The sequence below is a fragment of the Klebsiella sp. 1SOBk10mer genome, from assembly GCF_046602535.1.
Taxonomy (GTDB): domain Bacteria; phylum Pseudomonadota; class Gammaproteobacteria; order Enterobacterales; family Enterobacteriaceae; genus Klebsiella; species Klebsiella quasipneumoniae.
The window spans coordinates 114,145-141,054 of the sequence record NZ_JBKIUP010000002.1; the positions used below are offsets into that span (position 1 = coordinate 114,145).

General features: G+C 58.2%; 28 protein-coding genes. 13 read left to right on the forward strand and 15 right to left on the reverse strand.

The window, feature by feature from the left end; all coding sequences use genetic code 11:
• The first annotated feature begins 98 nt into the window (after positions 1 to 98).
• From poxB to ACLH1I_RS06300, 4 genes are all read left to right on the forward strand, one after another.
• Positions 99 to 1,817 (forward strand): ubiquinone-dependent pyruvate dehydrogenase, encoded by a 1,719-nt coding sequence (gene poxB / locus ACLH1I_RS06285; RefSeq protein ID WP_023320052.1) that lies wholly within the window; start codon positions 99 to 101, stop codon positions 1,815 to 1,817.
• Positions 1,818 to 1,855: 38 nt separating this feature from the next.
• Positions 1,856 to 2,857 (forward strand): low-specificity L-threonine aldolase, encoded by a 1,002-nt coding sequence (ltaE, locus tag ACLH1I_RS06290; RefSeq protein ID WP_064794448.1) that lies wholly within the window; start codon positions 1,856 to 1,858, stop codon positions 2,855 to 2,857.
• A gap of 10 nt (positions 2,858 to 2,867) precedes the next feature.
• Positions 2,868 to 4,310, forward strand: a complete 1,443-nt coding sequence (locus ACLH1I_RS06295) for an SDR family oxidoreductase (RefSeq protein WP_064794449.1) — start codon at positions 2,868 to 2,870, stop codon at positions 4,308 to 4,310.
• Positions 4,311 to 4,397: 87 nt separating this feature from the next.
• Positions 4,398 to 5,411 (forward strand): NAD-dependent epimerase/dehydratase family protein, encoded by a 1,014-nt coding sequence (locus ACLH1I_RS06300; protein WP_002896399.1) that lies wholly within the window; start codon positions 4,398 to 4,400, stop codon positions 5,409 to 5,411.
• Here the strand turns inward: ACLH1I_RS06300 and ACLH1I_RS06305 are convergent.
• Both ACLH1I_RS06305 and ACLH1I_RS06310 read right to left on the reverse strand, forming a co-directional pair.
• A complete protein-coding gene (locus ACLH1I_RS06305) occupies positions 5,408 to 6,238 on the reverse strand; it encodes an N-acetylmuramoyl-L-alanine amidase (protein WP_004201345.1) in 831 nt (276 codons plus the stop codon). The genes ACLH1I_RS06300 and ACLH1I_RS06305 overlap by 4 nt on opposite strands.
• Positions 6,239 to 6,269: 31 nt before the next feature.
• Positions 6,270 to 7,409, reverse strand: coding sequence for a GGDEF domain-containing protein (locus tag ACLH1I_RS06310; protein WP_004201344.1), 1,140 nt, complete (start codon positions 7,407 to 7,409; stop codon positions 6,270 to 6,272).
• A gap of 360 nt (positions 7,410 to 7,769) precedes the next feature.
• On the opposite strand from ACLH1I_RS06310, the gene yahO reads away from it, so the two are divergent.
• From yahO to artJ, 7 genes are all read left to right on the forward strand, one after another.
• Positions 7,770 to 8,042, forward strand: coding sequence for a DUF1471 family periplasmic protein YahO (yahO, locus tag ACLH1I_RS06315; protein WP_004201342.1), 273 nt, complete (start codon positions 7,770 to 7,772; stop codon positions 8,040 to 8,042).
• Between the two features lie 250 nt (positions 8,043 to 8,292).
• Positions 8,293 to 8,808, forward strand: a complete 516-nt coding sequence (locus ACLH1I_RS06320; protein ID WP_064794450.1) for a lipoprotein — start codon at positions 8,293 to 8,295, stop codon at positions 8,806 to 8,808.
• A gap of 226 nt (positions 8,809 to 9,034) precedes the next feature.
• The gene (gene artP / locus ACLH1I_RS06325) at positions 9,035 to 9,763 is read left to right on the forward strand and encodes an arginine ABC transporter ATP-binding protein ArtP (protein ID WP_004201340.1); all 729 of its coding nucleotides are present in this window, start codon (positions 9,035 to 9,037) and stop codon (positions 9,761 to 9,763) included.
• 20 nt (positions 9,764 to 9,783) lie between these two features.
• Positions 9,784 to 10,515 (forward strand): arginine ABC transporter substrate-binding protein ArtI, encoded by a 732-nt coding sequence (gene artI, locus ACLH1I_RS06330; protein ID WP_002896390.1) that lies wholly within the window; start codon positions 9,784 to 9,786, stop codon positions 10,513 to 10,515.
• A 6-nt stretch (positions 10,516 to 10,521) separates the two neighbouring features.
• The gene (gene artQ, locus ACLH1I_RS06335; RefSeq protein ID WP_023288989.1) at positions 10,522 to 11,238 is read left to right on the forward strand and encodes an arginine ABC transporter permease ArtQ; all 717 of its coding nucleotides are present in this window, start codon (positions 10,522 to 10,524) and stop codon (positions 11,236 to 11,238) included.
• The gene (gene artM / locus ACLH1I_RS06340; RefSeq protein WP_004201338.1) at positions 11,238 to 11,906 is read left to right on the forward strand and encodes an arginine ABC transporter permease ArtM; all 669 of its coding nucleotides are present in this window, start codon (positions 11,238 to 11,240) and stop codon (positions 11,904 to 11,906) included. The genes artQ and artM overlap by 1 nt, the downstream gene beginning before the upstream one ends.
• A 183-nt stretch (positions 11,907 to 12,089) precedes the next feature.
• Positions 12,090 to 12,821 carry an arginine ABC transporter substrate-binding protein ArtJ gene (gene artJ, locus ACLH1I_RS06345; RefSeq protein ID WP_004201336.1) on the forward strand — a complete coding sequence of 244 codons (732 nt, stop codon included), beginning with the start codon at positions 12,090 to 12,092 and terminating at the stop codon, positions 12,819 to 12,821.
• 83 nt (positions 12,822 to 12,904) lie between these two features.
• Here artJ and ACLH1I_RS06350 read toward each other — a convergent pair whose 3' ends face one another.
• The 12 genes from ACLH1I_RS06350 to ACLH1I_RS06405 all read right to left on the reverse strand — a co-directional run bounded on the left by ACLH1I_RS06350 (position 12,905) and on the right by ACLH1I_RS06405 (position 24,024).
• On the reverse strand, positions 12,905 to 14,377 hold the full coding sequence (locus ACLH1I_RS06350; RefSeq protein ID WP_004201335.1) for an ATP-binding protein: 1,473 nt from the start codon (positions 14,375 to 14,377) through the stop codon (positions 12,905 to 12,907).
• On the reverse strand, positions 14,374 to 15,090 hold the full coding sequence (locus ACLH1I_RS06355) for a response regulator transcription factor (protein WP_017899419.1): 717 nt from the start codon (positions 15,088 to 15,090) through the stop codon (positions 14,374 to 14,376). The genes ACLH1I_RS06350 and ACLH1I_RS06355 overlap by 4 nt, the downstream gene beginning before the upstream one ends.
• Before the next feature lie 78 nt (positions 15,091 to 15,168).
• Positions 15,169 to 16,296, reverse strand: coding sequence for a 23S rRNA (uracil(747)-C(5))-methyltransferase RlmC (gene rlmC, locus ACLH1I_RS06360; RefSeq protein ID WP_017899418.1), 1,128 nt, complete (start codon positions 16,294 to 16,296; stop codon positions 15,169 to 15,171).
• A gap of 41 nt (positions 16,297 to 16,337) precedes the next feature.
• Positions 16,338 to 16,826, reverse strand: coding sequence for a YbjO family protein (locus ACLH1I_RS06365; RefSeq protein WP_004201332.1), 489 nt, complete (start codon positions 16,824 to 16,826; stop codon positions 16,338 to 16,340).
• A 57-nt stretch (positions 16,827 to 16,883) separates the two neighbouring features.
• A complete protein-coding gene (gene potI, locus ACLH1I_RS06370; protein WP_002896372.1) occupies positions 16,884 to 17,729 on the reverse strand; it encodes a putrescine ABC transporter permease PotI in 846 nt (281 codons plus the stop codon).
• Complete coding sequence (potH, locus tag ACLH1I_RS06375; RefSeq protein ID WP_017899417.1) at positions 17,726 to 18,679, reverse strand: putrescine ABC transporter permease PotH; 954 nt, start codon at positions 18,677 to 18,679, stop codon at positions 17,726 to 17,728. The genes potI and potH overlap by 4 nt, the downstream gene beginning before the upstream one ends.
• 10 nt (positions 18,680 to 18,689) lie before the next feature.
• Positions 18,690 to 19,823 (reverse strand): putrescine ABC transporter ATP-binding subunit PotG, encoded by a 1,134-nt coding sequence (potG, locus tag ACLH1I_RS06380; protein ID WP_048326271.1) that lies wholly within the window; start codon positions 19,821 to 19,823, stop codon positions 18,690 to 18,692.
• Positions 19,824 to 19,984: 161 nt separating this feature from the next.
• A complete protein-coding gene (gene potF / locus ACLH1I_RS06385) occupies positions 19,985 to 21,097 on the reverse strand; it encodes a spermidine/putrescine ABC transporter substrate-binding protein PotF (protein ID WP_004201329.1) in 1,113 nt (370 codons plus the stop codon).
• A gap of 348 nt (positions 21,098 to 21,445) precedes the next feature.
• Positions 21,446 to 21,925, reverse strand: a complete 480-nt coding sequence (locus ACLH1I_RS06390) for a YbjN domain-containing protein (RefSeq protein WP_017899416.1) — start codon at positions 21,923 to 21,925, stop codon at positions 21,446 to 21,448.
• A gap of 88 nt (positions 21,926 to 22,013) precedes the next feature.
• Complete coding sequence (rimK, locus tag ACLH1I_RS06395) at positions 22,014 to 22,916, reverse strand: 30S ribosomal protein S6--L-glutamate ligase (protein ID WP_004201328.1); 903 nt, start codon at positions 22,914 to 22,916, stop codon at positions 22,014 to 22,016.
• Positions 22,917 to 23,030: 114 nt separating this feature from the next.
• Positions 23,031 to 23,753, reverse strand: coding sequence for a nitroreductase NfsA (gene nfsA, locus ACLH1I_RS06400; protein ID WP_004201327.1), 723 nt, complete (start codon positions 23,751 to 23,753; stop codon positions 23,031 to 23,033).
• Positions 23,737 to 24,024 (reverse strand): YbjC family protein, encoded by a 288-nt coding sequence (locus ACLH1I_RS06405; RefSeq protein WP_004201326.1) that lies wholly within the window; start codon positions 24,022 to 24,024, stop codon positions 23,737 to 23,739. Before ACLH1I_RS06405 ends, nfsA begins: the two co-directional genes overlap by 17 nt.
• Positions 24,025 to 24,226: 202 nt before the next feature.
• Here ACLH1I_RS06405 and ACLH1I_RS06410 point away from each other — a divergent pair, with 202 nt between their 5' ends.
• A complete protein-coding gene (locus ACLH1I_RS06410; protein ID WP_002896352.1) occupies positions 24,227 to 24,490 on the forward strand; it encodes a GrxA family glutaredoxin in 264 nt (87 codons plus the stop codon).
• A 6-nt stretch (positions 24,491 to 24,496) separates the two neighbouring features.
• On the opposite strand, the gene ybjM is transcribed toward ACLH1I_RS06410, so the two are convergent.
• The gene (ybjM, locus tag ACLH1I_RS06415; protein ID WP_004201325.1) at positions 24,497 to 24,880 is read right to left on the reverse strand and encodes an inner membrane protein YbjM; all 384 of its coding nucleotides are present in this window, start codon (positions 24,878 to 24,880) and stop codon (positions 24,497 to 24,499) included.
• A 267-nt stretch (positions 24,881 to 25,147) separates the two neighbouring features.
• Here ybjM and ACLH1I_RS06420 point away from each other — a divergent pair, with 267 nt between their 5' ends.
• Positions 25,148 to 26,833 (forward strand): aspartate:alanine antiporter, encoded by a 1,686-nt coding sequence (locus ACLH1I_RS06420; RefSeq protein WP_198079572.1) that lies wholly within the window; start codon positions 25,148 to 25,150, stop codon positions 26,831 to 26,833.
• The last annotated feature ends 77 nt before the right edge of the window (positions 26,834 to 26,910 follow it).

Genomic DNA, 26,910 nt, shown 5'->3' on the forward strand with positions numbered 1-26,910 from the left:
TCAGCAATAAAACCAGCAAAAAATTGAGGGCAATCGGCAACGTAAGCTGCAGTTTCATCTAAGCTTGAAGGCGTTATCAAAAAAAGGAGATGGAGATCATGAAACAAACCGTGGCCGCATACATTGCCAAAATGCTGGAACAGGCCGGCGTGAAACGTATCTGGGGCGTCACCGGCGATTCCCTCAATGGATTGAGCGATAGCCTGAACCGCATGGGCACCATCGACTGGATGGCCACCCGGCACGAAGAGGTTGCCGCTTTCGCCGCCGGCGCGGAGGCGCAACTGACCGGTGAACTGGCGGTCTGCGCTGGTTCCTGCGGACCGGGTAACCTGCATCTGATCAACGGTCTGTTTGACTGTCACCGCAACCATGTCCCGGTGCTGGCGATTGCCGCCCACATCCCATCCAGCGAGATTGGCAGCGGCTATTTCCAGGAGACCCATCCCCAGGAGCTGTTCCGCGAATGCAGCCACTACTGCGAGCTGGTCTCCACCCCGGAGCAGATCCCGCAGGTGCTGGCGGTGGCGATGCGCAAGGCGGTGATCAACCGCGGCGTTTCGGTGGTGGTGCTGCCCGGCGACGTGGCGCTGAAGGCGGCCCCGGAGAGCGCCAGCAGCCAGTGGTATCATGCGCCGTTGCCGACGGTCACCCCGGCGGAAGAAGAGCTGCGCAAGCTGGCCCAGCTGATCCGCTACTCCAGCAATATCGCGCTCATGTGCGGCAGCGGTTGCGCCGGCGCCCACCAGGAGCTGGTGGAGTTCGCGGCGAAAATTAAAGCTCCCATCGTCCATGCGTTGCGCGGTAAAGAGCATGTGGAGTATGACAACCCGTATGATGTGGGCATGACCGGGCTGATTGGCTTCTCTTCTGGCTTCCACACCATGATGAATGCCGACACCCTAATCCTGCTCGGCACCCAGTTCCCCTATCGCGCCTTCTATCCGACCGACGCCAAAATTATTCAGATCGACATTAACCCCGGCAGCATCGGCGCGCACAGTAAGGTCGATATGGCGCTGGTGGGCGACATTAAATCAACGCTGAAGGCGCTGCTGCCGCTGCTGGAAGAGAAAACCGATCGCCGCTTCCTCGATAAGGCGCTGGAGCACTATCGCGACGCGCGAAAAGGACTCGACGATCTGGCGAAGCCCAGCGAGAAGGCGATCCACCCGCAATATCTGGCGCAGCAGATCAGCCATTTTGCCGATGAAGACGCCATTTTCACCTGCGATGTCGGCACCCCGACCGTCTGGGCGGCACGCTATCTCAAGATGAACGGCAAACGCCGCCTGCTGGGTTCATTCAATCACGGCTCCATGGCCAACGCCATGCCGCAGGCCATTGGCGCCAAGGCCACCGCGCCGGAGCGTCAGGTGGTGGCCATGTGCGGCGACGGCGGGTTTAGCATGCTGATGGGGGATTTTCTGTCGCTGGCGCAGATGAAGCTGCCGGTGAAAATTATCATCTTTAACAACAGCGTGCTGGGTTTCGTGGCGATGGAGATGAAGGCCGGGGGCTATCTCACTGACGGCACGGAGCTACACGACACCAACTTCGCCCGCATCGCCGAAGCCTGCGGGATTAAAGGTATTCGCGTTGAGAAAGCCTCCGAGGTGGATGAAGCGCTGCAGACCGCGTTCCGCACCGACGGTCCGGTGCTGGTCGACGTCGTGGTCGCCAAAGAGGAGCTGGCGATCCCGCCGCAGATCAAGCTGGAGCAAGCTAAAGGCTTTAGCCTGTATATGCTGCGGGCGATCATCAGCGGGCGCGGCGATGAAGTCATCGAACTGGCGAAAACCAACTGGCTCAGGTAAAACAGAAGCAATACTCTGAACCAGAACAAGGAATAGCCGTGATCGATCTGCGCAGTGATACCGTTACCCGCCCCGGGCGCGCCATGCTGGAAGCCATGATGGCCGCCCCGGTCGGGGACGATGTGTATGGCGACGACCCTACCGTCAATGAACTTCAGCGCTACGCCGCCGACCTGGCCGGCAAAGAGGCGGCGCTGTTTCTGCCCACCGGCACCCAGGCCAACCTCGTCGGCCTGCTCAGCCATTGCCAGCGCGGCGAAGAGTATATCGTCGGCCAGGGGGCGCATAACTATCTGTACGAAGCCGGCGGGGCGGCGGTTCTCGGCAGTATTCAGCCGCAGCCGATTGACGCCGCGGCGGACGGTTCGCTGCCGCTGGATAAAGTCGCAGCAAAAATCAAACCTGACGATATCCATTTTGCCCCGACCCGCCTGCTGAGTCTGGAAAACACCCATAACGGTAAGGTGCTGCCTCGCGACTATCTGCAGGAAGCCTGGGCGTTTACCCGCCAGCGCAATCTGGCGCTGCACGTCGACGGCGCGCGCATCTTTAACGCCGTGGTGGCCTACGGCTGCGAGTTACGCGATATCGCCCAATACTGCGACTCCTTCACCATCTGTCTGTCAAAGGGGCTTGGCGCCCCGGTAGGCTCGCTGCTGATCGGTAGTGAGGCGTACATTCGCCGCGCCGTTCGCTGGCGGAAAATGGTCGGCGGCGGGATGCGCCAGGCGGGCATTCTGGCCGCCGCCGGACTGTACGCGCTGAAAAATAATGTCCAGCGCCTGCAGGAGGATCACGATAACGCCGCGTGGATGGCGGATCAGCTGCGCGCCATCGGCGCCGACGTTACTCGTCACGATACCAACATGCTGTTCGTTCGCGTCGGTGATGAGCAGGCCCGGGCGCTCGGCGAGTTTATGCAGGCGCGCAACGTGCTGATCAACGCTTCGCCAGTCGTCCGTCTGGTCACTCACCTGGATGTCGACCGTCAGCAGTTGAGCGAGGTGGTCGCCCACTGGCAGGCTTTTTTACAACGCTAAGGAGTCAGGCGTGTCGCAATCTGTTCTGGTGCTCGGCGCCAGCGGCTATATCGGTCAGCATTTAGTCCGCGAGTTAAGCGCGCGGGGATATCCGGTGCTGGCGGCGGCGCGCCATACCGACCGACTGCAAAAACTCGCGTTGCCCGGCGTCACCTGCCGGTCCGTCGATCTCAATCAGCCGCAGATTCTGCCTGCGCTGCTCACGGGTATCGATACGCTTTATTATCTGGTACATGGCATGGGCGAAGGCGGCGATTTTATCGTCCATGAGCGTCGGGTGGCGACGCATGTTCGCGATGCCCTGCGCCAGACGCCGGTGCGTCAGATTATCTTTCTCAGCTCGCTGCAGGCACCAGCGCAGGAGCAGTCCGACCATCTGCGCGCTCGTCAGGTCACCGGCGATCTCCTGCGCGAGTCGGGTGTGCCGGTAACCGAGCTGCGGGCCGGAATTATCGTCGGTGCCGGCTCCGCCGCCTTCGAGGTGATGCGCGACATGGTCTATAACCTGCCGGTGCTGACTCCTCCGCGCTGGGTGCGTTCGCGTACCACCCCTGTCGCGCTGGAAAACCTGCTCGTTGACCTCGTTGAGCTGCTGAATCATCCTTCCGACGCGCACCGCGTCTTCGAAGCCGCCGGTCCGGAGGTGTTAAGCTACCAGCAGCAGTTCATTCGCTTTATGGCCGTCAGCGGCAAACACCGCCCGCTTATTCCGATTCCCCTGCCGACGCGCTGGATCTCGGTGTGGTTCCTCAATGTCATCACCTCGGTGCCGCCGACCATCGCCAAAGCGCTGATTCAGGGGTTGAAGCACGATCTGATCGCCGATGACCGGACGCTGCGGGCGCTGATCCCGCAAACGCTGATCCCCTTCGATCAGGCGGTTCGCCGCACCCTGAAAGAAGAAGAGCAGCTGGTAAACTCCAGCGACTGGGGCTACGACGCCCAGGCTTTCGCCCGCTGGCGACCGGAGTATGGCTACTATCCGAAACAGGCAGGCTGCACCGTCGCCACTCCGGCGAGCCGCAAAGCCCTGTGGCAGGTTGTTAACCAAATCGGCGGTAAAGAGGGATATTTTTTCGGCAATCTGCTGTGGAAAACCCGCGGCGCGATGGATCTGCTGGTCGGCCACCGGCTGGCCAAAGGGCGACCGCAGCGCGACTATCTGCAGACCGGCGATACGGTCGACAGCTGGAAGGTGATTATTGTGGAGGAAGAAAAACAGCTCACTCTGCTGTTCGGCATGAAAGCGCCGGGGCTGGGCCGGTTAAGCTTTACCATTAACGATAAAGGCGATCGTCGTGAACTGGACGTCCGCGCCTGGTGGCACCCGCACGGTATGCCGGGCCTGGTCTACTGGCTGCTGATGATCCCGGCGCACCTGTTTATTTTCCGCGGTATGGCGCAACGCATCGCCCGGTTGGCCGAACAAATCTCAGGCAGAGTCGAAGGATAAGCATTATTCTTTCATGATTCTCATTGCATAGTCGGGAGAATCACGGAAAAATGCGCACGAAATTCTTTTCTGGGACAGTAGAGTGATATGAAGGTACTGGTTACCGGTGCGACCAGCGGATTAGGCCGCAACGCAGTGGAATATCTGCGCAACAAGGGCATCAGCGTGCGAGCGACCGGGCGCAACGAAGCGATGGGTAAGCTTCTGAGCAAAATGGGGGCGGAATTCATCCCGGCGGATTTAACCGAGCTGGTCTCTTCGCAGGCTAAAGTGATGCTCGCCGGTATCGATACCCTGTGGCACTGCTCAAGCTTTACCTCGCCCTGGGGCACGCAGCAGGCTTTCGATCTCGCTAACGTCCGCGCCACCCGTCGCCTCGGCGAGTGGTCTGTAGCATGGGGCGTACGCAATTTCGTTCATATCTCTTCGCCCTCGCTCTATTTTGATTATCACCACCATCGCGATATTCAGGAAGATTTCCGCCCGCACCGCTTCGCCAACGAGTTTGCCCGCAGCAAGGCAGCCAGCGAAGAGGTGATCAACCTGCTGGCGCAGGCCAACCCGCACACCCGTTTTACCATTTTGCGCCCGCAGAGTTTGTTCGGGCCGCACGATAAAGTCTTTATTCCCCGGCTGGCGCAAATGATGCAACACTATGGCAGCGTCCTGTTGCCACGGGGCGGCAGCGCGCTGGTCGATATGACCTATTATGAAAACGCCGTCCACGCGATGTGGCTGGCGAGCCAGCCGGCGTGCGATCATCTTCCCTCCGCCCGCGCGTGGAATATCAGCAACGGCGAACCGCGCACCCTGCGCAGTATCGTGCAGAAACTGATCGACGAGCTGGGTATCAAATGCCGGATCCGCTCAGTCCCCTACCCGATGCTGGATATTATCGCCCGCAGCATGGAGCGTTTTGGCGATAAAACGGCCAAAGAGCCGGCCTTTACCCACTACGGCGTCTCGAAACTGAATTTTGATTTTACGCTCGATATCACTCGCGCGCAGGATGAGCTGGGTTATCAGCCGGTGGTGACGCTGGACGACGGGATTGTGCGTACCGCCGCCTGGCTGCGCGACCACGGTAAACTTCACCGCTAACCCTGACCATACTTTTCTAACAGCGCCTCGGCTATCGCTTCGGTTTGCGCATCTGCTACGCCATCCCAGCGCTGGGGGCGGAAGTGCATCTGGAAGGCGGTAATCACTCGTTTTTTCTGCGCGGGAGTCATCTCCGGCGTGACCTGATAGCCGTAGCGCGCCAGCAAATCCAGTACTACCTCAGGGTCCACTGGCTCACTGGCCGGGCGCCCGTTCAGATAGAAAGCCACCCGCTGCTCGTCCGGCCAGGCGCCAATCCCCTGCTGCGCCAGCTGTTGCCAGGGGAACAACGGTCCCGGATCGTCTTTGCGCTGCGGGGCGATATCGGCATGGGCTACCACGTTCTGCGGCGCGATGTGATAGCGGGTGATAATATCGCGCGCCAGCGGGATCAGGGCCGCGATCTGCTCCGGGTGAAAGGGGGTAAAGCTTTTACCCCCCGCGGTCTTCTGCCAGCCGCGGTTTTCCAGTTCAATACCAATGGAAGTATCGTTGATGCGCGTGCTGCCGCGCCAGTAGCTCACCCCGGCGTGCCAGGCCAGATCCTCTTCCGGCACCAGCTGCCAGATCCGCGGTTTATGATGGTGGCGCGGCGGCTGTTCAGGAATTAAATAGTGGGAGCTGACCTCTTTATCAGTCAGGGTTGCCAGGGAGACATCAAAATTATCTGCGGTATAGTGGATAACCAGCACTTTTATGCGCGGATAGGCCGCCTGCGCCGGATGGCGAGTGTCCAGCTGATATCCGTCGCGATCGATGATGCCTTTTTCCCCCGCGCAGCCGGCCAGCAGTAGCGCCAACAGGAGTACATAGGCAATCCGTTTCATCCCTTCTCCCTTGCCCGGCAGCGTCTCCGGGTTAATAAGACCATTGATTACGTCCTTTATTTTTCGCCTGGTACAGCGCACTGTCCGCCCGGGCGATCAGCGTCTCCATCGGGACCGTGCCATCGGAATCGACGATCCCGATACTGACGGTCACCACCGACGCCACCTCTGATGCCTCATGAGGAAGCGCCGCCTCGTGAATTTTCTGCTGAATGCGCTCGGCAATCGCGGTGGCATGCACCAGGGGAACCCTAGGCAACGCCACCACAAATTCCTCGCCGCCATAGCGAGCAACCAGATCATCTTCGGCCCGGACCGCCATTTTCAGCACCTGCGCGACAGAAGATAAGCACTCGTCACCAGCCTGATGACCATAGCGATCGTTATAGCGTTTAAAGTAATCGACATCGATCATCATCAGCGACAACGGCGTGTTTTGCTGCCAGATCTCCGCCAGATACGCATTCAGCGCCCGGCGGTTAGCGGTCCCGGTTAATGCATCCTGGTTGGCAATACTTTCCAGCCGCTGAATAAGCTGCATATTTTCCTGATGCGTATCCCAGGCTTCATCGTACCAGCGCTGGAGAATACGTCGTCCATACAGCAAAATCGCCGTAAAGATGGTCCACAGGATCAAAAAGCGAATTTCAGCGTGATAGTGGATCTGAATTCCCGCTAGCAAGGCCGTCCCCCATAGCGGCAGCATAAAAGCGATAATGCCCGGCCAATGGTGATACAACGCAGTGAGGCCAGTGGTCAACAATATAACCAGCAGCGGCCAGGCGAAGGGCAAAGCCCAGAAAAAGATAAAACAGTAATTACTCAGGGACCAGCACAGGCTGAGCACCAGCAGCAGCGCGGTGATGATATTCAGCGTATAACGCCCCTGCGCCAGACGCGGCGTGATGGCAATAATCACTAAAATGGCCGAAATAATAATAACCGCAATCAGCGCTATTTCGATATAAGGAATAACCGCCTGGTGAGTCAGGAGCTTCTTATCAAAATAGGTAAAAATAAAGTTGCGGGAGAAAATCATTAACGCAAACGCGATATTTACAAAAGCCAGCCAGGGCAGACTCATTGACAGCGCATGGCGCTGGACATCATCTCTGGTGGCCCACAACGCGGTTCGCTGCTGCCGGGCGCGCTCTCGCTTATTTGTTAACATCTTATCTCCCTGGTGACCTGCATGACCATAGGCGCAGCCCCTGCTTGTCTATATGATAAACTATGTTTCCGGGAATGTCTGTCCGCGCGCTGTCTCCCCTGCCCCGGCCTCTTAAGCTGATTTTCAGCTAATGTCAGTAGAAATTGGTATGCTCCGTTCACGATGTGTAACCGGCAAAAAAAAGCAAGCATTATCAATGCGAATTCTGTCATCTTTTCTTTAAAAAAGAGTTAACTAGCCGTCATAAAATTGCAGTATTTTGCTTGAAAAAAAAGCAGTGTTAGTACAATCTGAAATCGCTCATTGGTGAGTTAAAACAAGAGCATGATGATAGCAAGATAAACAATGGAGTCTAAAAATATGAAATATGCAGCTTTAGTGGCAGGTGCGGCATTGTTTTTAACGGCGAACGCCTTCTCCGCTGAGATTTTATCGAAAGAAGCTTTTGATAAGGTCCATACGCAATACACCAAGATCGGCACCATTTCTTCTACCGGCCAGACCGCACCGAGCGATGCTCGTGAAGAGCTGATTAAAAAAGCTGATGAAAAAGGCGCGGATGTTATCGTGCTCTCTTCCGGGAACACGGATAAAAAACTGCACATTTCCGCTAATATCTATAAGAAGAAATAACTAATCTTATCTCTCAAGAAACACTACCCTGTTTCCGGGGTAGTGTTTCTTGTTTATGCAAAGCCATAATTTATTTTTATCCCGCCGTGATTTTTTCTGCCTGAAAACCGCCGTCATCCCCCTGCTGATTTCCAGCCCTAAGGCTGTAGCCACATCAAGGTCTTAGCTCTTTGCGTCAAGTACAATCCGCACGCTATACGCTATGCTTTAACGGAAACTGAAAACGTAGTTCGCTTATAAGGAAATCATCATGCGCTACAAACTTCTTGCAGCACTTCTCCCTTGCGCGCTGGCGCTCAGCGCCTGTACGACCGTCACCCCGGCCTATAAAGATAATGGCACCCGCAGCGGCCCTTGTGTCGAAGGCGGCCCTGACGACGTAGCGCAAAAATTCTATGACATTCAGATCCAGAACCGTACTCAGGATCCGGCGTCGCTGCGCCCCTATCTCAGCGACGGCCTGGCGAAGTTACTCAATGACGCCCGTCAGGATCCCGCCAACAGCAAGCTGCTGCAGGCTAACCCGTTCTCCAGCAGCAGCACCCCCGCGGACAGCGCCGTCGTCGCCAGCGCCTCAACCATCCCTAATCGCGATGCGCGCAACATTCCGCTGCGCGTGGAGCTGAAACAGGGAACCCAGAACTGGAAAGACGAAGTGCTGATGATCCAGGAAGGCCAGTGCTGGGCCGTCGATGACGTTCGCTATCTCGGCAACAACAGCCACGCGCCGGCCGGAACGTTGCGACAGAGTCTGGAGAAACGCTAGTTCGGGAGTTGAAGCGACGCCGCTGAAACGATAACCCCGGTAAAATGTCGGTATTCGCCCCGAGAATGCCGACATTTACGCCCCCCTCACCCACCAGGCAATATTTTGTGCTAACTTTAAAGCTAAACGTGGTTTAGATTTAACTTTTAACGCATAAATATTGCATAACTATTCTGCCAAAGGTACTATTTGCGGCCTCAATAGCTATTCGTATCAGACTGCCCAGATGAGTATTAAACTAAACGGCATTAATTGCTTCTACGGCGCGCACCAGGCGCTGTTCGACATCACGCTGGATTGCCCGCAGGGGGAAACGCTGGTGCTGCTCGGCCCCAGCGGTGCCGGGAAGAGCTCGCTGCTGCGCGTACTCAACCTGCTGGAGATGCCGCGTTCCGGTTCGTTAACCATCGCCGGTAACCATTTCGACTTCACCAGAGCGCCGTCCGATAAAGCGATTCGCGAACTGCGGCAGAACGTCGGCATGGTTTTTCAGCAGTACAACCTGTGGCCGCACCTGACGGTACAGCAGAACCTGATCGAAGCCCCCTGTCGCGTACTGGGGTTAAGCAAGGATCAGGCGCTGGCTCGCGCCGAGAAGCTGCTGGAGCGCCTGCGTCTGAAGCCCTACAGCGATCGTTACCCGCTGCATTTATCCGGCGGCCAGCAGCAGCGTGTGGCGATCGCCCGCGCGCTCATGATGGAGCCGCAGGTTCTGCTGTTCGATGAGCCTACCGCGGCGCTCGACCCGGAAATCACCGCCCAGATCGTTAGCATCATCCGCGAGCTGGCTGAAACCGGCATCACCCAGGTTATCGTCACCCATGAAGTTGAAGTGGCGCGCAAGACGGCCAGCCGGGTGGTGTATATGGAAAATGGCCATGTCGTCGAGCAAGGGGATGCCTCCTGCTTCACGCATCCGCAAACTGACGCGTTTAAAAACTATCTTTCACATTGATGTTTTTCGGGGAAATGACGATGAAAAAAGTACTGATTGCCGCCCTGCTCGCAGGCATGAGCCTCTCCGCTTCCGCCGCGCAGACCATTCGTTTCGCCACCGAGGCCTCCTACCCTCCGTTTGAGCTGGTGGACGCCAACAACCAGATCGTCGGTTTCGATGTGGATCTGGCTAACGCGCTGTGTAAAGAGATCGATGCCACCTGTACCTTCACCAACCAGGCCTTTGACAGCCTGATCCCGGGGCTGAAATTCCGCCGTTTCGACGCGGTCATGGCCGGGATGGACATCACGCCTGAGCGTGAAAAGCAGGTACTGTTCTCCACCCCGTATTATGACAACTCGGCGCTGTTCGTCGGTCAGCAGGGCAAGTTCACCAGCATTGATCAGCTGAAGGGCAAAAAAGTGGGCGTACAGAACGGTACCACGCACCAGAAATTTATCACCGATAAACATCCGGAAATCACTACCGTCCCTTACGACAGCTACCAGAATGCGAAGCTGGATCTGCAGAACGGTCGTATTGACGCGGTCTTTGGTGATACCGCCGTGGTCACCGAATGGCTGAAGAGCAATCCGAAGCTGGCGGCCGTGGGCGATAAAGTGACCGACAAAGCCTATTTCGGCACCGGGCTGGGCATTGCCGTGCGTCAGGGCAACACCGACCTGCAGCAGAAATTTAACGCTGCGCTGGAAAAAGTGAAGAAAGACGGCACTTACCAGACCATCTATAACAAATGGTTCCAGAAGTAAGACTGAATGAACGAAATTTTTCCATTAGCAAGCGCCGCCGGGATGACCGTCGGCCTTGCCGTTTGCGCGCTCGCCATCGGCCTCGTCCTGGCGATGCTCTTCGCGGTACTGGAGTCAGTGAAATGGCGCCCGGTAGCCTGGCTTGCAACCGGCATTGTGACCATCCTGCGCGGACTACCTGAAATTCTGGTGGTGCTGTTTATCTATTTTGGCTCGTCCCAGCTGCTGCTGACGCTCTCTGACGGTTTTACCATCCCGCTCGGGTTCACCCAGATCCCGGTGCAGATGCAGATTGAGAACTTTGACGTCAGTCCGTTCCTCTGCGGGGCGATCGCCTTGTCGCTGCTGTATGCCGCCTACGCCTCGCAAACGCTGCGCGGCGCGCTGAAAGCCGTTCCGCAGGGTCAGTGGGAGTCCGGCCAGGCGCTCGGGCTGTCGAAAGCGGCCATTTTCTTCCGCCTGGTGATGCCTCAGATGTGGCGCCATGCGCTGCCCGGTCTCGGCAACCAGTGGCTGGTGCTGCTGAAGGACACCGCGCTGGTGAGCCTTATCAGCGTCAACGATCTGATGCTGCAGACTAAAAGCATCGCCACCCGCACTCAGGAGCCCTTTAACTGGTATATCATTGCCGCGGCAATCTATCTCGTCATCACCCTGTTGAGTCAATACATCCTTAAGCGGATTGACCAGCGTGCGACGCGCTTCGAACGGAGACCAGGCTGATGCTCGACTACTTACCCGAACTGCTGAAAGGACTGCATACCAGCCTGACGCTGACCGTGGCGTCGATTATCGTGGCGCTGATCCTGTCGCTGATCTTTACCATTATCCTGACGCTGAAGACGCCGGGGCTGGTGTGGATAGTGCGCGGCTACATCACGCTGTTTACCGGTACGCCGCTGCTGGTGCAGATCTTCCTGATCTACTACGGCCCAGGACAGTTTCCTTCGCTACAGGAATATCCCTGGCTGTGGCATCTTATCTCCGAGCCGTGGCTGTGCGCCCTGATCGCCCTTTCGCTCAACAGCGCCGCCTATACCACCCAGCTGTTTTATGGCGCCATCCGGGCGATCCCCGACGGGCAATGGCAGTCGTGCAGCGCGCTGGGGATGAGTAAAAAAGATACCCTGGCGATCCTGCTGCCGTATGCCTTTAAGCGCGCGCTGTCGTCCTATTCCAACGAAGTGGTGCTGGTCTTTAAGAGTACCTCTCTGGCCTACACCATCACCCTGATGGAAGTGATGGGCCACGGCCAGCTGCTGTACGGACGGACCTACGACGTGATGGTGTTCGGCGCCGCCGGGATTATCTATCTCATCGTCAACGGGCTGCTGACGCTGCTGATGCGGCTGGTGGAGCGCAAAGCGCTAGCCTTCGAGCGGCGTAATTAGCGCCTGGCGTATTTTGCATAATAAGTGAACAACAAGACGGACAAGTCTAATACCTGTCCGTCTTTTTTTATATTAAATAAAATACTTAATCATTTTTATTGCATATAAATTCATTTAATGGCATTGTCACCCTATGCCGCAGACACGCGAATAATCATAAGATTGACAGACGGGAGTTCCACGATGAAAAAGTTAGTTCTGGCTGCACTGCTCACCACGTTCACCTTCGGCGCCGCCGCCGCGGAGAAAATCAGCTTCGGCGTGTCCGCGACCTATCCGCCGTTTGAATCGATGGACGCTAATAACCAGATTGTCGGCTTTGATATCGATCTGGCCCATGCGCTGTGCAAACAAATGCAGGCAGAATGCACCTTTACCAACCACGCGTTTGACAGCCTGATCCCGGCGCTGAAGTTTAAGAAGTATGACGCGGTGATTTCCGGAATGGATATTACGCCGGAGCGCAGCAAGCAGGTCGCCTTCACCGACCCGTACTACGCCAACTCCGCGCTGGTGATCGCCAAAAAAGACGCATTCCACTCGTTCGATGATTTGAAAGGCAAACGGATCGGCATGGAAAACGGCACCACCCACCAGAAATATCTGCAGGATAAACATCCTGAGGTGAAGACCGTCGCCTATGACAGCTACCAGAACGCGATTATCGATCTGAAAAATGGCCGTATCGACGGCGTGTTCGGCGACACGGCGGTGGTCAACGAGTGGCTGAAAACCAACCCGCAGCTGGGGGCAGCCACGCCGAAAGTGACCGACCCGCAATACTTCGGCACCGGCCTTGGGATTGCCGTGCGCCCGGATAACAAGGCGCTGCTGGAGAAACTGAACGCGGCGCTGAAGGCGATTAAAGCCGACGGTACCTACCAGAAAATCAGCAACCAGTGGTTCCCGGAGTAACTTTTTTGCCGGGTGGCGCTGCGCTGACCCGGCCTACACTTTCCCCGTAGCCGGGTAAGGCGTAGCCGCCACCCGGCAATTTCTCAAAGTGGCACGAAGAACCTGAACCGCGCCCCGCTTACCGACTCCACCAGCCTGATCCCGCCCCCGTGCAGCTCCAGCATTCGTTTCACAATCAGCAGCCCTAACCCGCCGCGATCCTCCCGCGACGCCTGGGCAGACAACGCCGACGGCCGCTGGAACAGATCGTCGCGCAGCGCGGCATCGACGCCCGTTCCGTTGTCAGCCACTTCGACCTGGATCTGTTGATTCTCCTGCCAGACCGCCAGACGAATCTCCCCGCCGACGGGAGTATGCCGCATGGCGTTGTCGAGCAGATTGGTCACCACCCTCTCAATCATCGACACATCGGCGTTAACCAGCGGCAGCGGCCCCGGCACATCAATTTGCAGGTTCACCTCGCGCGTGCGGGCGGTTAATTCAAACTTCTGCGCCACGTCGGAAATCAGCTCCCCCATCGCGAAACGCTCGCGCTGCGGCTTAATGCCCCCGTGCTCCAGTCGCGCCAGCTCAAACAGCTGCTGCGAAAGATGGCGCACTTTGTTGCCCTGGCGCAGGGCGATGGTGAGATACTGCCTGCGCTCCTCGGCGGTCAGCCGTTCGTCCTTCAGGGTCAGCGTTTCCAGATACCCCAGCAGCGAGGTGAGCGGCGTACGTAAATCGTGGGAAATATTGGCCACAAATTCGCGGCGCTGGCGGTCGCTGTCGGCCAGCCGATCCCACTGACCGGCTATCTGCCGGGCAAGGTCAATAAAGCGATTTTCGAGCACCGCCACCTCGTTACCGGGATGGGGCTCCGGCGTGCGGGCCGCCAGGGTTTTGATGGCGCTGATGCTGTCCCGATCGTTCGCCGCCACCTGGGCGGTGAGCTGGCGGACCGGCCGGGTCACCCAGAACCATGCCAGGCCTCCCGCCAGCAGGCCAAACAGAGTCACCAGCAGCAGGGTCCACAGAACAATGCTCCACAGCGTTTTTTGCCAGGCGTCGGCCGCCAGCTGATTAAAGGTCTCCCCCTGCAAAATGATATACAGGTAACCGCGCAGCTGGCCGTCGACGCGCAGCGGGGCGGCGCTGAAGACTTTTCGCCCGTCAAGGCTGCGGGGATCGTCGCCATACACCGGCGACGTACTGCCGGTGAGAAAAACCTGCACCGGCGCCATGTCGATCCGCTGGCGTTGGATATGTCCCGGCGGCGCCGCATCGGCCAACAGGTCGCCATCCGGCGACAGCAGATAGAGCTCCACGCTGGGATTAAAGGTCATCAGACGGTCAAACAGAGACTTCAGGGTTTGCCGGTTGACCTCGCCGTGGGCGTCCAGCAGCGGTTCGCGGGCCACAATTTGCTGAGCCAGCCCGGCGGAGAGGCGCTGCACCATGGCGTTGCCATACTGCGCGCTGCTGTGTAACTGAACGACGCACACCGCCGCCGCGCACAGTATCAGCAGGGAGACCACCACCAGCGCCAGCCGCTGGCTGAGGCTCAGGCGGCGGATCACGGGGCGGCCTCTTGCGTCACCGGGGCGAACTTATAGCCTTTGCCCCAGACGGTCAGAATGATGTCCGGCTCGGCCGGGTCACGTTCGATTTTGCTGCGCAGGCGGTTGATATGGGTATTGACCGTGTGCTCATAGCCCTCGTGCTGATATCCCCAGACCTGCTCCAGCAGCGCCAGCCGCGAAAACACCTCCCCGGGATGGCGGGCAAAGTAATACAGCAGCTCGAATTCGCGCGGCGTGAGGTCCACCAACTCGCCGCGCAGCCTCACTTCGCGAGACAGCGGGTCGATGCTCAGACCATGGCAGGACAGGCGCCCGGCGTCCATCAACAGGTTCTGCCCCATCGCCTCCTGGCGACGAAACAACGCTTTAACGCGGGCGATAAGCTCCAGCAACGAAAAGGGTTTCGCCAGATAGTCGTCGGCGCCCATCTCCAGGCCCAGCACGCGGTGCATTTCGCTGGTGCGAGCGCTGATGATGATCACCGGCAGATAGCGGGTCATCTGGCGGATACGCCGGCAGATCTCCAGGCCATCGACGCCGGGCAGCATCAAATCGAGGATCACCGCATCCCAGACCCGCGTTTCCAGCCGGGCGAGAGCCTGGCCGCCGTCGGCCTCATGCACAATCTGATAGCCCTCATCCTGAAGATTGAGCCGCAGCAGCGTGGCAATATCCTCATCATCTTCCACCAGCAGAATGGTTTTGGCCATTAGATTCCCCCCACCAATAACAAAACATGCTGCGTCAAGCTTACCCGATCTCTGCGACGCAAAGCCTTCACATTTTGTTTAAACTTCGCGGACCAGCAGGGTCAGCACTTCGTAGTGGGCGGTGTGGGGGAACATATCAAATAGCTGGACCCGCTCGACGCGATAGCCGCTAAGAAGAGCAATGTCGGTCGCCATGGTGCGGGCGTTACAGCTGGAATAGATAATATAGGGCGGCGCCATGCGGCTTAAATAGTCGCACAGTTCGGCGCCAATGCCGCGACGCGGCGGGTTGACCAGCACCAGCTGCGGGATATCCGCTTCATGCGTGGCGAACTGCGTGGAGTCCAGCGCCTGAAAATGCAGATTGCTGAGCCCCAGCTGCGCGGCAGACTGCCTGGCGCAGGCGATCGCCTCCGGGGCAATCTCTATACCGGTCAGGCGCATCGCCGGCGTCGCGCAGTGCAGGCCAAAACCCCCGACGCCGCAAAACAGATCCCACATATGCTGGACCGGCAGCGCGCGCACCCAGTCGCGGGCGGTGGCGTACAGCCGGCTGGCTACCGTCGGGTTAGTTTGAAAGAAGCTTTGCGGACGGATCCACAGCGGCACCTCATTAAAGACCTCCCCCAGCGCCTGCTGTTCAGTGAAGAAGATCTCCTGCTCGCCTTCCATAATAGCCATATGCACTGGCTGGATATTCGCCGTGATCACCTTAAGCTGCGGCAACTGTGCCTGTAACCAGGGCAGCGCGGCGCGCAGCTGGGCCAACTTGGCCTCTGAGCGCAGCACGAAGCGCAGCATCATCTCCCCTTGCTGGCTGGCGGTTAGCAGCAGATATTTCAGCTCCCCGCGCTTGCGCGCGACGTTGTAGGGGGTTAACCCGGCGCGGGCGATAAAGGGCTTCAGGACGGCAAATACCGGCGCAAACTCGGCGGGATAGAGCGGGCAGTCGGTGAGATCCACCGGGGTGCCGTCGCGGTGCAGCATCCCCAGCAGCGGACGCTCAACGCTGCCGCTGACCACCATTTTGGCCTTGTTACGGAATGCCGCCTCCGGCCCGCTGACCGGCTCGCCCCAGTCGGCGACAGGGATCGCCGCCAGCAGCGTGCGCAGGTCGGCCATTTTATCGGCGAGCTGTTGCGGAACCGACCGTTCCAGCCATTGACAGGAGCGGCAGCGGCCGGCGTCGTAGAGTGCGCAATGCATAATTGACCTTCAAAATTCCAGGGGCGGGGATTGTATCACCGTTATTGCAGGCGGAAAAACCGGCGGCAGTTCGCAGGCACAAACAGCAGCGTCAGGACCAGCAGATCCGGCAGTTTTTGCATCACCAGCGAGTGGAAGATCTCCCGTTTGGATTCGCCGGGAATGCTGAACAACTCCGGATACCCGTAGCCCAGCGACGCCGCCCACAGGTAGCCGGCGGCTATCATCTGCGTCAGCAGATAGACCCAGCGCGCCCAGTTGCGCCCTTTCACCAGCGAGAAGGCGCACCAGATTTCGATAAACACCAGCGCCAGGCTGCCGAGGAAGACCAGCGTCAGGTTCCAGGTCTGGACGCTACGGTGTATGAATTCGTTCAGCCCCTGCAGGCCCAACAGATTGAGGATCATCAGCAGATCCAAACCGCGAATCAAAATAATCGCAAAGGCCGCCACCTGCACCAGCGCAGGGACGTTAAGGCGGGCATGCGATGAGCGAGTTTTCGTAAACAATCCCAACGTAATGTCTTCCATGAAAACGGCGCCACAGGGTGGCGCCGACCGGAGGCTGCTGTACCGATTTTAGGTGGTTCAGCCTTGTCTTGCACGCTGGATATCGCGCACTCGCTGCTTTTCTGCGCGGGCCATCAAATACCAGGCGATAAAACCAACAATACCAACCACGCCGAGGATGAGCGTCGCCAGGGCGTTGATCTCCGGGTTGACCCCCATGCGCACGCTGGAGAAGACCAGCATCGGCAAGGTCGTGGCCCCGGGACCGGAGACAAAGCTGGCGATCACCAGGTCATCCAGCGACAGCGTGAAGGCCAGCAGCCAGCCGGAGATCACCGCCGGCATAATCATCGGCAGCGTGATGACGAAGAAGACCTTCAGCGGCGCGGCGCCCAGATCCATCGCCGCCTCTTCGATCGAGTGGTCCAGCTCGCGCAGGCGCGAGGAGATCACCACCGCCACGTAGGCGGTACAGAAGGTGACGTGCGCCAGCCAGATGGTCAACATCCCGCGATCAGACGGCCAGCCGATGGCGTGACCCAGAGCCACGAACAGCAGCAGCAACGAGAGCCCGGTGATCACGTCCGGCATGACCAGCGGCGCGGTGATCATAAACGCGAAGCCGTTGGAGCCGCGAAAACGCCCAAAGCGCACCATCACCACCGCGGCGATGGTGCCCAGGATCGCCGCCGCCGTCGCCGCGCAGGCGGCGATAGTCAGGCTCAGCCCCACCGCGCTCATCATCGCGTCATCGTGGAACAGTTCGCTATACCAGCGCGTCGACCACCCGGCCCAGACCGTCACCAGCTTCGAGCTGTTGAACGAGTAGATCACCAGCATCAGCATCGGGGCATAAAGGAAGGTGAATCCGAGCACGAGGATCAGAATGCGCCACGGCGAGCGTACTACAGGCAAGTCGTTCATCCCTGCTCCCCCATCTGTTTTTGCTGGTGCTTGTGGAACCACATGATCGGCACAATCAGCAACAGCAGCATAACAATCGCCACCGCCGAGGCGACCGGCCAGTCGCGGTTGTTAAAGAACTCCTGCCACAGCACGCGGCCAATCATAATGCTGTCCGGCCCGCCCAGCAGCTCCGGGATCACGAACTCCCCCACCGCCGGGATAAACACCAGCATGGAGCCAGCGATAATCCCCCCTTTGGTGAGCGGAACGATCACCTGAAAGAAGGTCTTCAGGGGCCGGGCGCCGAGGTCCAGCGAGGCCTCCACCAGCGAATAGTCGATGCGGGTCAGCGCGGTGTAGATAGGCAGCACCATAAACGGCAGATAGGCGTAGACGATACCGATATAAACCGCCAGGTTGGTGTGCAGGATCTCCAGCGGCTGATCGATAACCCCTAGCCACAGCAGGAAGTTATTCAACACCCCGTTGCTCTTCAACAGTCCCATCCAGGCATAGACACGGATCAAAAACGACGTCCACGACGGAAGGATCACCAGCAGCAGCAGAATATTGCGCGTCGATGGCTTGCTGTGCGCTACCGCCCATGCCAGCGGATAGCCCAGCAGCAGGCAGCAGAGCGTCGAGATGCCCGCCACCTGCAGCGACTGCAGATAAGCCTCGAAATAGAGCGGATCGTCGGTCAGCTGCAGGAAGTTGGCAAAGTTAAGGGTCAGCGTCAGCTGGCCATCCGCCCACTCCATCAGATCGGTGTAGGGAGGGATCGCCCGCGCCATCTCGGCAAGACTTATCTTGAACACGATCAGGAACGGCAGCATAAACAGCAGGATCAGCCACAGATAGGGCAGCGCGATCACCAGCTTGCGGCCATGCGCCATCTGCAGGCGCGCCACCCACAGCGCGAAGCCGCCCGGTTTTTTCGCCCCTGACGGGGATTCAACGGTACTCATCGCCCTCTCCTTACACCGTCAGTACAACGCAGCTGTCCGCATCCCAGCATAAACGCACCTCGTCACCCCAGGTGGGCGTCCCTTTCCGATGGCGGTGCTCATTCTGCAGCTGGGCGCTGATCATCTGCCCGCTTTGCAGGCGCACATGATAGATAGAGAGATCCCCCAGATAGGCGATATGAATCACCTCGCCGACGGCAAAATTGTAACCATCCGCCGGCGGCTCATCGCACAGCATGATCTTCTCCGGACGCAGCGCCACCCATACCGGCACGTTGTCCACCACCGAGGCGTCGGGGTCAACCTTCAGCGGATGCATCAGGCCCGGCGAGCTCAGCACCAGGCCATCTTCGAGGCGCTCTTTCACCAGTCCTTCAAAGACGTTCACCGAGCCGATGAACTCGGCGCTGTAGCGGGTGGTCGGGTGTTCGTAAATCTCTTCCGGTTCGCCAATCTGCACAAACTTGCCGCGGTTCATGATGGCGATACGGCCCGCCATGGTCATGGCCTCTTCCTGATCATGGGTCACCATCACGCAGGTCACGCCAACGCGCTCAAGAATATCCACCACCTCCAGCTGCATGCGATCGCGCAGCTTTTTATCCAGCGCCCCCATCGGTTCGTCGAGCAGCAGCAGCTTAGGTCGTTTCGCCAGACTGCGCGCCAGCGCGACACGCTGGCGCTGGCCGCCAGAGAGCTGGTGCGGCTTACGTTTAGCGAACTCCTGCATGTGCACCAGAGCCAGCATCTCCTGCACCCGGGCGGTGATTTCCGCCTTCGGCAGGCGATCCTGTTTCAGGCCGAAGGCGATATTCTGCTCAACGGTCATATGGGGAAACAGGGCGTAGGACTGGAACATCATATTGATAGGCCGCTGATAGGGCGGCACGCGCGCCAGATCCACGCCGTCGAGCATAATCTGTCCGGCGGTCGGTTGCTCAAAGCCCGCCAGCATGCGCAGCAGGGTCGATTTCCCGCAACCTGATGCGCCCAGCAGAGCAAAAATTTCGCCTTTGTAAATAGTGAGACTGACATCGTCGACAGCATGCTGGCCGTCAAACGACTTGGTTAAGTTACGGATTTCCAGCAGCGGGGTCAGCGCTTTGGGGGCTTTCGCCTGTGGGCGGGGCGTTACGTCGTTCAATCGGGTGCTCTCCGGCAAAAAAACGATCACCATATGGTCCGGTGCCATACTTCGTGCTTAACAGTGCATGTGCACCATCCTGGTGCTTCTGCTCGCCGGGCGCGCTGCCATTTCCCGGCGAGTGCCGTTCTGATTCGGCCCGCTTACCGGGCCGTCAGAGTTTATTTACCGCTCTTCACTTTGGTCCACGCGCGAGTACGCACGCGGTCGATCTTCGGATCCTGCACCTTCAGCGTGAACAGTTTGGCGAACACATCCGCTGGCGGATAAATCGCCGGGTTGTTACGGATAGTCTCGCTGACCAGCGGCGTGGAAGCCTTGTTGCCGTTGGCGTAGAACACCTGGTCGCTGATTTTGGCGATCACATCCGGGCGCATCAGATAGTTAAGGAACTGATAGGCCTCATCTTTATTTTTGGCGTCGGCCGGCATGGCAAAGACGTCAAAGAACGCCAGCGCGCCCTCTTTCGGAATAAAGTAAGAGACGTTGACGCCGTTCTTGGCCTCTTTCGCACGGTTTGCCGCCTGCCAGACGTCCCCTGCCCAGCCGATCGCCACGCAGATGTCGCCATTGGCGAGGTCGTTAATATATTGCGAAGAGTGGAAGTAGCGGATGTTCGGCCGCAGCTTCAGCAGCAGATCGGTAGCCGGACCGGTGTAATCATTCGCTTTGCTGCTGTTCGGATCCTTGCCAAGGTAGTTCAGCACAGTGGCGAAAATCTCTTCCGGCGCGTCGAGGAAGGAGACGCCACAGCTTTTCAGTTTTTCAAGGTTCTCCGGCTTCAGCACCAGATCCCAGCTGTCCACCGGCGCATCTTTGCCGAGGACGGCTTTCACTTTATCCACGTTATAGCCAATGCCCGTCGTCGCCCACAGGTAAGGCATAGCGTATTTATTATCCGGGTCATGCTTGGCGACCAGCTTCAGCACTTCGGGATCAAGGTTCTTCCAGTTCGGCAGCTTGCTCTTATCCAGCGGCTGGAACACCCCCGCCGCCAGCTGGCGCTCAAGGAAGCTTGCCGACGGCACCACCAGATCGAAACCGGTGCTGCCGGCCATTAATTTGCCTTCCAGCACTTCATTGGAATCAAAAACGTCATACACGACTTTAATCCCGGTCTCTTTTTCGAAATTGGCCACGGTGTCCGGCGCAATATAATCAGACCAGTTATAGACATGCAGGGTTTTTTGTTCGGCGGCGAGCGAACCGGCAGAGACGGCCATCAGCGCACCCGTAACCAGACCTGTTAACCATTTTTTACCAAAGGCGGTCATATCTCTTTTCCTTCTCAACGCCCGTTAACTTACGGGCTCAAATATACGCATTTCTACGCATGCAAAAATCATGCATATTTTTTCATTGCCTGAGAAAAGGAGAGCGGATCTCTCCCGGAGTGGTTGCTCGCAACTGGAAGCATCGCCAGAATAACTGTAGCCAGAATAAGAGGCTATAGCCCAGGTAAAAAAACGCCTTTTATCAAATTTTTATGCAGTAACGGTCTACGTGATAAGCCAAAACGGCCTGAATGGCGGTGAATAATGCTTTAAAGGAAGGTTAAATACAGAATAAAAGCGGGTAATACGCAGCCGCTGCGGTAGTGGCTGCGCTAATTTTAGGCAGGTTTAGTGAAGAAAATGGTATTGCACGTTTTCCGCGGCCGGCTCTTCTTCTTCGCCTTTGTACAACAGCTGATTGGCGCCGGCTTCGAGGATCACCATCGAGATCTGCTCCTCGCTTTGGCGGAAGAACCAGGCGAACTGCTCCATGGTCACCCCAGGACCGATAGACAGCGACTGGCAGACCACCAGCTTGGGCAAATTATCGTCCTGAATGTCGATAAACGCCTTCACGGTTAACGAGCTGGCGTTGATGGCCGAGAGATCCGCTGACAGCGCCAACAGAGCAGTCGGCTTCACCTCCGCCAGGGCGGAAAAGAGCACCACGTTGTCCACCAGGTCAATTTTGGCATCAAAAATACCGTCGAAATTCTGCATATGCGGCAGGTGCAATGCCTGGCAGGAATCGCACTCAAAAAAGCTGATGCCGATCTCATCCAGCCAGCGACGTAGCGTATCCAGACCCGGAACGACCAGTGAATCCATAGTGCCTGTGACCTCTTACAGTGGAAAAACGACGCCATAGCTTACGCAAAAAAAGCGCCGCATACCATGACAGTCTTGCATCCGGCGGTTAGCCGCCTATTTTCAAACAGAATTCCGGTGTCGCCTGGCGCTCGATCCAGGCGATCATCCTGCTGGCGATGTCCACACCGGAGGTGGTTTCCACCCCTTCCAGCCCGGGCGAGGCATTTACCTCCATCACCAGCGGCCCGCGGGTGGCGCGTAAAATATCGACACCGGCGACGTCCAGCCCCAGGGTTTGCGTCGCCTTGATGGCGATGGCCCGCTCCTCGTCGCTAATCTGCGCCACTGAGGCCATGCCGCCGCGGTGCAGGTTAGAGCGAAAATCGCCCTCTTTCGCCCGCCGTTCGATCGCCGCCACCACCTCATTGCCGACCACCAGGCAGCGAATATCGCAGCCTTTTGCCTCGGCAATGTACTCCTGCACCAGGATGTGGGCGTTCAGCCCGCGAAAGGCGTCTATCACGCTCTCCGCCGCCTGACGGGTCTCCGCCAGCACCACGCCGATCCCCTGGGTGCCCTCCACCAGCTTCACCACCAGCGGCGCGCCGCCGACCATGGCGATCAGATCGCTGGTGTCATCGGGGGAGTGAGCGATGCCGGTCAGCGGCAGATCGATGCCCTGGCGCGCCAGCAGCTGCAGCGAGCGAAGCTTATCGCGAGCGCGGGTAATAGCGACCGATTCGTTCAGCGGATAGCTTCCCAGGAGCTCAAACTGTCGCAGGGCCGCGGTGCCATAGTAAGTGATCGCTGAGCCAATGCGCGGGATCACCGCATCAAAGTGCGGCAGCTGGCGACCTTTGTAGTGGATCGACGAGGCCACCGGACTGACGTTCATATAACAGGAAAGCGGATCGAGGATCTCGACCTGATGCCCGCGCTGTTGCGCCGCTTCGCGCAGGCGTCGACATGAATAAAGCGTTCCATCCCGGGATAATATGGCAATTTTCATCCTGCACCTCTGCAAAAAGACCCGCTCTGGCGGGCCTCAGCTATCGAACACATTTTCACCTTTCCTGCCGCCAGCGGTGGATACCGCCTGGCCGGAGCAGCAGTGTACACGTAATCAGCGCGTTGCCCACCCCTGCTTATGCAGATAGTCGAGAATAAACGGACGACTCTCTTTCACGATAGTGCGACGGATATGATCGCTCCAGGTATCGCGGCGGGCGTTGCTGCCGCGCGACAGATAATAGTGCGCCAACTGGTCGTCATACTCCGCCAACAGCGCGTTATCCAGCGGCTGATAGCGGTTCTCATGCACCAGCATGGCGGCCGGCATCCGCGGCTTGATGTCCGGGTTATCCGCCGGCCAGCCAAGGCAAAGGCCGAACAGCGGCAGGACGTGCTTTGGCAGCTCCAGCAGCTCGGTCACTGCCTCGATGCTGTTGCGCAACCCGCCGATATAGACGCCGCCCAGCCCGAGGGACTCGGCGGCGGTCAGCGCGTTCTGCGCCAGCAGCGCCGTATCGACAACGCCGATCAGCAGCTGTTCCGCCAGCCCCAGCTCCGCCTGCGGGCAGATCTGCAGGTGGCGATTAAAGTCGGCGCAGAAGACCCAAAACTCCGCTGCCTGGGCGACATGCTGCTGGCCGCCGGTCAGCGGGACCAGACGTTCACGCAGGGCCGGGTCAGTAATACGAATGATGGAGGTGCACTGTAAAAAACTCGAGGTAGATGCCGCTTGCGCGCTGGCGATAATCGCCGCGCGCTGTTCGTCGCTCACGGGCGCATCGGTGAAGTGGCGGATAGAGCGGTGGCTGCGCAGCAGCTCAATGGTCGGCGTCATTTCGTTTTTCTCTGTCAGACAAGGATTCAGGCTCAGGAGAGTGGGTTAACTGCGGGGCCACGATCTGCGCCATCCGCCACATCACGACGATGGCGGCAGGGATCATCAGCACGATCCCGGCAAAGAGCATCACCAGCGCCGCGGTCGGGCTGGCAATGGGCGCAGGCAGCTGGACATACTGGTTAAGTGAGAGCCAGGCAAGGGTTAACAGCCCCATCCCGAGGATCTCAACCAGCAGAATGCTTTTCGGCAACGGGGCAAATTTTCGCATCACGCCTCTCCGGTTGATAAACGCAACGCGCCAGCCAATGCCGCCGCGCCGCCGGGTCAGTATACGGGTTTTGATAGTACGACATTTATCAAACATAGCCGTAAACCATCGAAGCAAAAGGCAGAACCTGCTTTCCCTCACCGACCAATGCAGGCATCATAAGCGCCATTCGCCATCCGGCTGAGGTTTAAGGAGAGAAGCAATGTTTACCGTTATTTTTGGTCGTCCAGGCTGCCCTTACTGTGTTCGCGCCAAAGAGCTGGCCGAAAAACTGACCAACGAGCGTGATGATTTTAACTACCGTTACGTGGATATTCACGCCGAAGGCATCAGCAAAGCTGACCTGGAAAAAACCGTCGGCAAACCGGTTGAAACCGTACCGCAGATTTTCGTCGACCAGAAACACATCGGCGGTTGCACCGATTTCGAAGCCTGGGCGAAAGAGAACCTTGGCCTGTTTGCCTGAGTAAATTTATTTGCTCGATGAATGACTGCGCCAGGTATCAAGCCAGGCGCAGATAAACAAAAAGCACAACGCCCCCAGCGCACACCAGAACACCGCGCTCAGTACCCACGCCATCTCCTGCCAGAACGTCCGGTGCGTGACGAAAAACAGCCGCATCGTCACCATACAGACCGGCGCCGCCAGCATCGCGCCGAGCAAAGGACGCAGCACCCGACGACCGGGAGAGAGACAGCTCGCCGCCGCTCCTGGCAGCAAAAAGAAGAGCAGGCCCAGCTCCGGGTTGCCGCTGGCGCGAAAGGCCCCTTTCATATGTAACAACAACGATAAGCACACCACAATGAACAGAACGAAGCCACAGATAATGCCGGCCCAACTACGCTCAGATTTCACCGTATCCTCCTGATGTTGCCTCTAACTCACGTCCACGTCGCCCAGTCAGATAAAGCATTTCGGCAATCCATGCCAATAACTCCCCTGCCAGCCTGAAAACGATTGTCACTAGCCGCCGCATCCAGGAAGGATTAAACTAGCGGGTATATTTTTGCTGGTTATAACAGGGTGCCAGAATAGGTTCGCGACAACGCGAACGCCTGAGCAACCTTAGACCAAATAACCATTTCCTTCAACAACTTACTAGTAAACGAGAAGTTGGCTTTCGTGAATATAAACGTCGCAGATTTGTTAAACGGGAATTACATCCTGTTATTATTCGTTGTACTTGCATTAGGACTATGCCTGGGAAAACTGCGTCTCGGCTCAGTACTACTTGGTAATTCCATTGGCGTTTTAGTCGTTTCTCTATTATTAGGTCAGCAGCATTTCGCGATTAACACCGATGCCCTTAATCTCGGCTTTATGCTGTTTATTTTTTGCGTCGGCGTGGAAGCCGGTCCTAACTTTTTTTCGATTTTTTTCCGTGACGGGAAAAACTATCTGATGCTGGCGCTGGTGATGGTCGGCAGCGCGATGCTGATCGCCATGGTGTTGGGTAAAGTGTTCGGCTGGGATATCGGGCTCACCGCCGGTATGCTGGCGGGGGCGATGACCTCCACCCCGGTGCTGGTGGGCGCGGGTGACACTCTGCGCCATTTCGGCCTGCCCAGCGATCAGCTGGCGCAGTCGCTTGACCATCTGAGCCTCGGCTATGCCCTGACCTACCTGGTTGGTCTGGTGAGCCTCATCGTCGGCGCCCGCTATATGCCCAAGCTGCAGCATCAGGATCTGCAGACCAGCGCCCAGCAAATCGCCCGCGAGCGCGGCCTCGATACCGATTCCAAACGTAAAGTTTACCTGCCGGTGATCCGCGCCTATCGCGTCGGCCCGGAGCTGGTGGCGTGGGCGGATGGCAAAAATCTGCGCGAGCTGGGCATTTATCGCCAGACCGGCTGCTATATCGAACGCATCCGCCGCAACGGCATTCTGGCCAACCCGGACGGCGACGCGGTGCTGCAGATGGGCGACGATATTGCGCTGGTGGGCTACCCGGACGCGCACGCTCGCCTCGACCCGAGCTTCCGCAACGGTAAAGAGGTGTTCGACCGCGATCTGCTCGACATGCGCATCGTCACCGAAGAGATTGTGGTCAAAAACCACAACGCCGTCGGCCGCCGCCTGGCGCAGCTCAAGCTCACCGACCACGGCTGCTTCTTAAACCGGGTTATTCGCAGCCAGATCGAGATGCCTATCGACGACAACGTGGTGCTGAACAAAGGCGACGTGCTGCAGGTCAGCGGCGACGCCCGCCGCGTGAAGACCGTTGCCGATCGCATCGGCTTTATCTCCATTCACAGCCAGGTGACCGACCTGCTGGCCTTCTGCGCCTTCTTTATCGTCGGCCTGATGATCGGCATGATCACCTTCCAGTTCAGCTCCTTCAGCTTCGGCATCGGCAACGCCGCCGGCCTGCTGTTCGCCGGCATCATGCTTGGCTTCCTGCGCGCCAACCACCCAACCTTCGGCTATATCCCGCAGGGGGCGCTGAACATGGTGAAAGAGTTTGGCCTGATGGTGTTTATGGCCGGGGTCGGGCTCAGCGCCGGGGCCGGGATCAATAACGGGCTGGGCGCCGTCGGCGGCCAGATGCTGGCGGCAGGGCTTATCGTCAGCCTGGTGCCGGTGGTGATCTGCTTCCTGTTTGGCGCCTATGTGCTGCGCATGAACCGGGCGATGCTGTTCGGCGCCATGATGGGGGCGCGCACCTGCGCCCCGGCGATGGAGATCATTAGCGATACCGCGCGCAGCAACATTCCGGCGCTCGGCTATGCGGGCACCTACGCCATCGCCAACGTGCTGCTCACCCTCGCCGGGACGCTCATCGTGATCATCTGGCCGGGGCTACAATAAATTTTTTGCGAAAAAAGCCGCCACAGGCAGAACTTTTTCTCAGGGCATCAGTCATAAGTAATGCCACTGCTTTTCTT

Excerpts from the sequence above, each read along its gene's own strand:
- poxB (WP_023320052.1), top strand. The coding sequence starts at position 99 with ATGAAACAAACCGTGGCCGCATACATTGCCAAAATGCTGGAACAGGCC.
- ACLH1I_RS06300 (WP_002896399.1), top strand. The coding sequence starts at position 4,398 with ATGAAGGTACTGGTTACCGGTGCGACCAGCGGATTAGGCCGCAACGCA.
- ACLH1I_RS06305 (WP_004201345.1), bottom strand. The coding sequence starts at position 6,238 with ATGAAACGGATTGCCTATGTACTCCTGTTGGCGCTACTGCTGGCCGGC.
- ACLH1I_RS06310 (WP_004201344.1), bottom strand. The coding sequence starts at position 7,409 with ATGTTAACAAATAAGCGAGAGCGCGCCCGGCAGCAGCGAACCGCGTTG.
- yahO (WP_004201342.1), top strand. The coding sequence starts at position 7,770 with ATGAAATATGCAGCTTTAGTGGCAGGTGCGGCATTGTTTTTAACGGCG.
- ACLH1I_RS06320 (WP_064794450.1), top strand. The coding sequence starts at position 8,293 with ATGCGCTACAAACTTCTTGCAGCACTTCTCCCTTGCGCGCTGGCGCTC.
- artP (WP_004201340.1), top strand. The coding sequence starts at position 9,035 with ATGAGTATTAAACTAAACGGCATTAATTGCTTCTACGGCGCGCACCAG.
- artI (WP_002896390.1), top strand. The coding sequence starts at position 9,784 with ATGAAAAAAGTACTGATTGCCGCCCTGCTCGCAGGCATGAGCCTCTCC.
- artQ (WP_023288989.1), top strand. The coding sequence starts at position 10,522 with ATGAACGAAATTTTTCCATTAGCAAGCGCCGCCGGGATGACCGTCGGC.
- artM (WP_004201338.1), top strand. The coding sequence starts at position 11,238 with ATGCTCGACTACTTACCCGAACTGCTGAAAGGACTGCATACCAGCCTG.
- artJ (WP_004201336.1), top strand. The coding sequence starts at position 12,090 with ATGAAAAAGTTAGTTCTGGCTGCACTGCTCACCACGTTCACCTTCGGC.
- ACLH1I_RS06355 (WP_017899419.1), bottom strand. The coding sequence starts at position 15,090 with ATGGCCAAAACCATTCTGCTGGTGGAAGATGATGAGGATATTGCCACG.
- rlmC (WP_017899418.1), bottom strand. The coding sequence starts at position 16,296 with ATGCATTGCGCACTCTACGACGCCGGCCGCTGCCGCTCCTGTCAATGG.
- ACLH1I_RS06365 (WP_004201332.1), bottom strand. The coding sequence starts at position 16,826 with ATGGAAGACATTACGTTGGGATTGTTTACGAAAACTCGCTCATCGCAT.
- potI (WP_002896372.1), bottom strand. The coding sequence starts at position 17,729 with ATGAACGACTTGCCTGTAGTACGCTCGCCGTGGCGCATTCTGATCCTC.
- potH (WP_017899417.1), bottom strand. The coding sequence starts at position 18,679 with ATGAGTACCGTTGAATCCCCGTCAGGGGCGAAAAAACCGGGCGGCTTC.
- potF (WP_004201329.1), bottom strand. The coding sequence starts at position 21,097 with ATGACCGCCTTTGGTAAAAAATGGTTAACAGGTCTGGTTACGGGTGCG.
- ACLH1I_RS06390 (WP_017899416.1), bottom strand. The coding sequence starts at position 21,925 with ATGGATTCACTGGTCGTTCCGGGTCTGGATACGCTACGTCGCTGGCTG.
- rimK (WP_004201328.1), bottom strand. The coding sequence starts at position 22,916 with ATGAAAATTGCCATATTATCCCGGGATGGAACGCTTTATTCATGTCGA.
- nfsA (WP_004201327.1), bottom strand. The coding sequence starts at position 23,753 with ATGACGCCGACCATTGAGCTGCTGCGCAGCCACCGCTCTATCCGCCAC.
- ACLH1I_RS06405 (WP_004201326.1), bottom strand. The coding sequence starts at position 24,024 with ATGCGAAAATTTGCCCCGTTGCCGAAAAGCATTCTGCTGGTTGAGATC.
- ACLH1I_RS06410 (WP_002896352.1), top strand. The coding sequence starts at position 24,227 with ATGTTTACCGTTATTTTTGGTCGTCCAGGCTGCCCTTACTGTGTTCGC.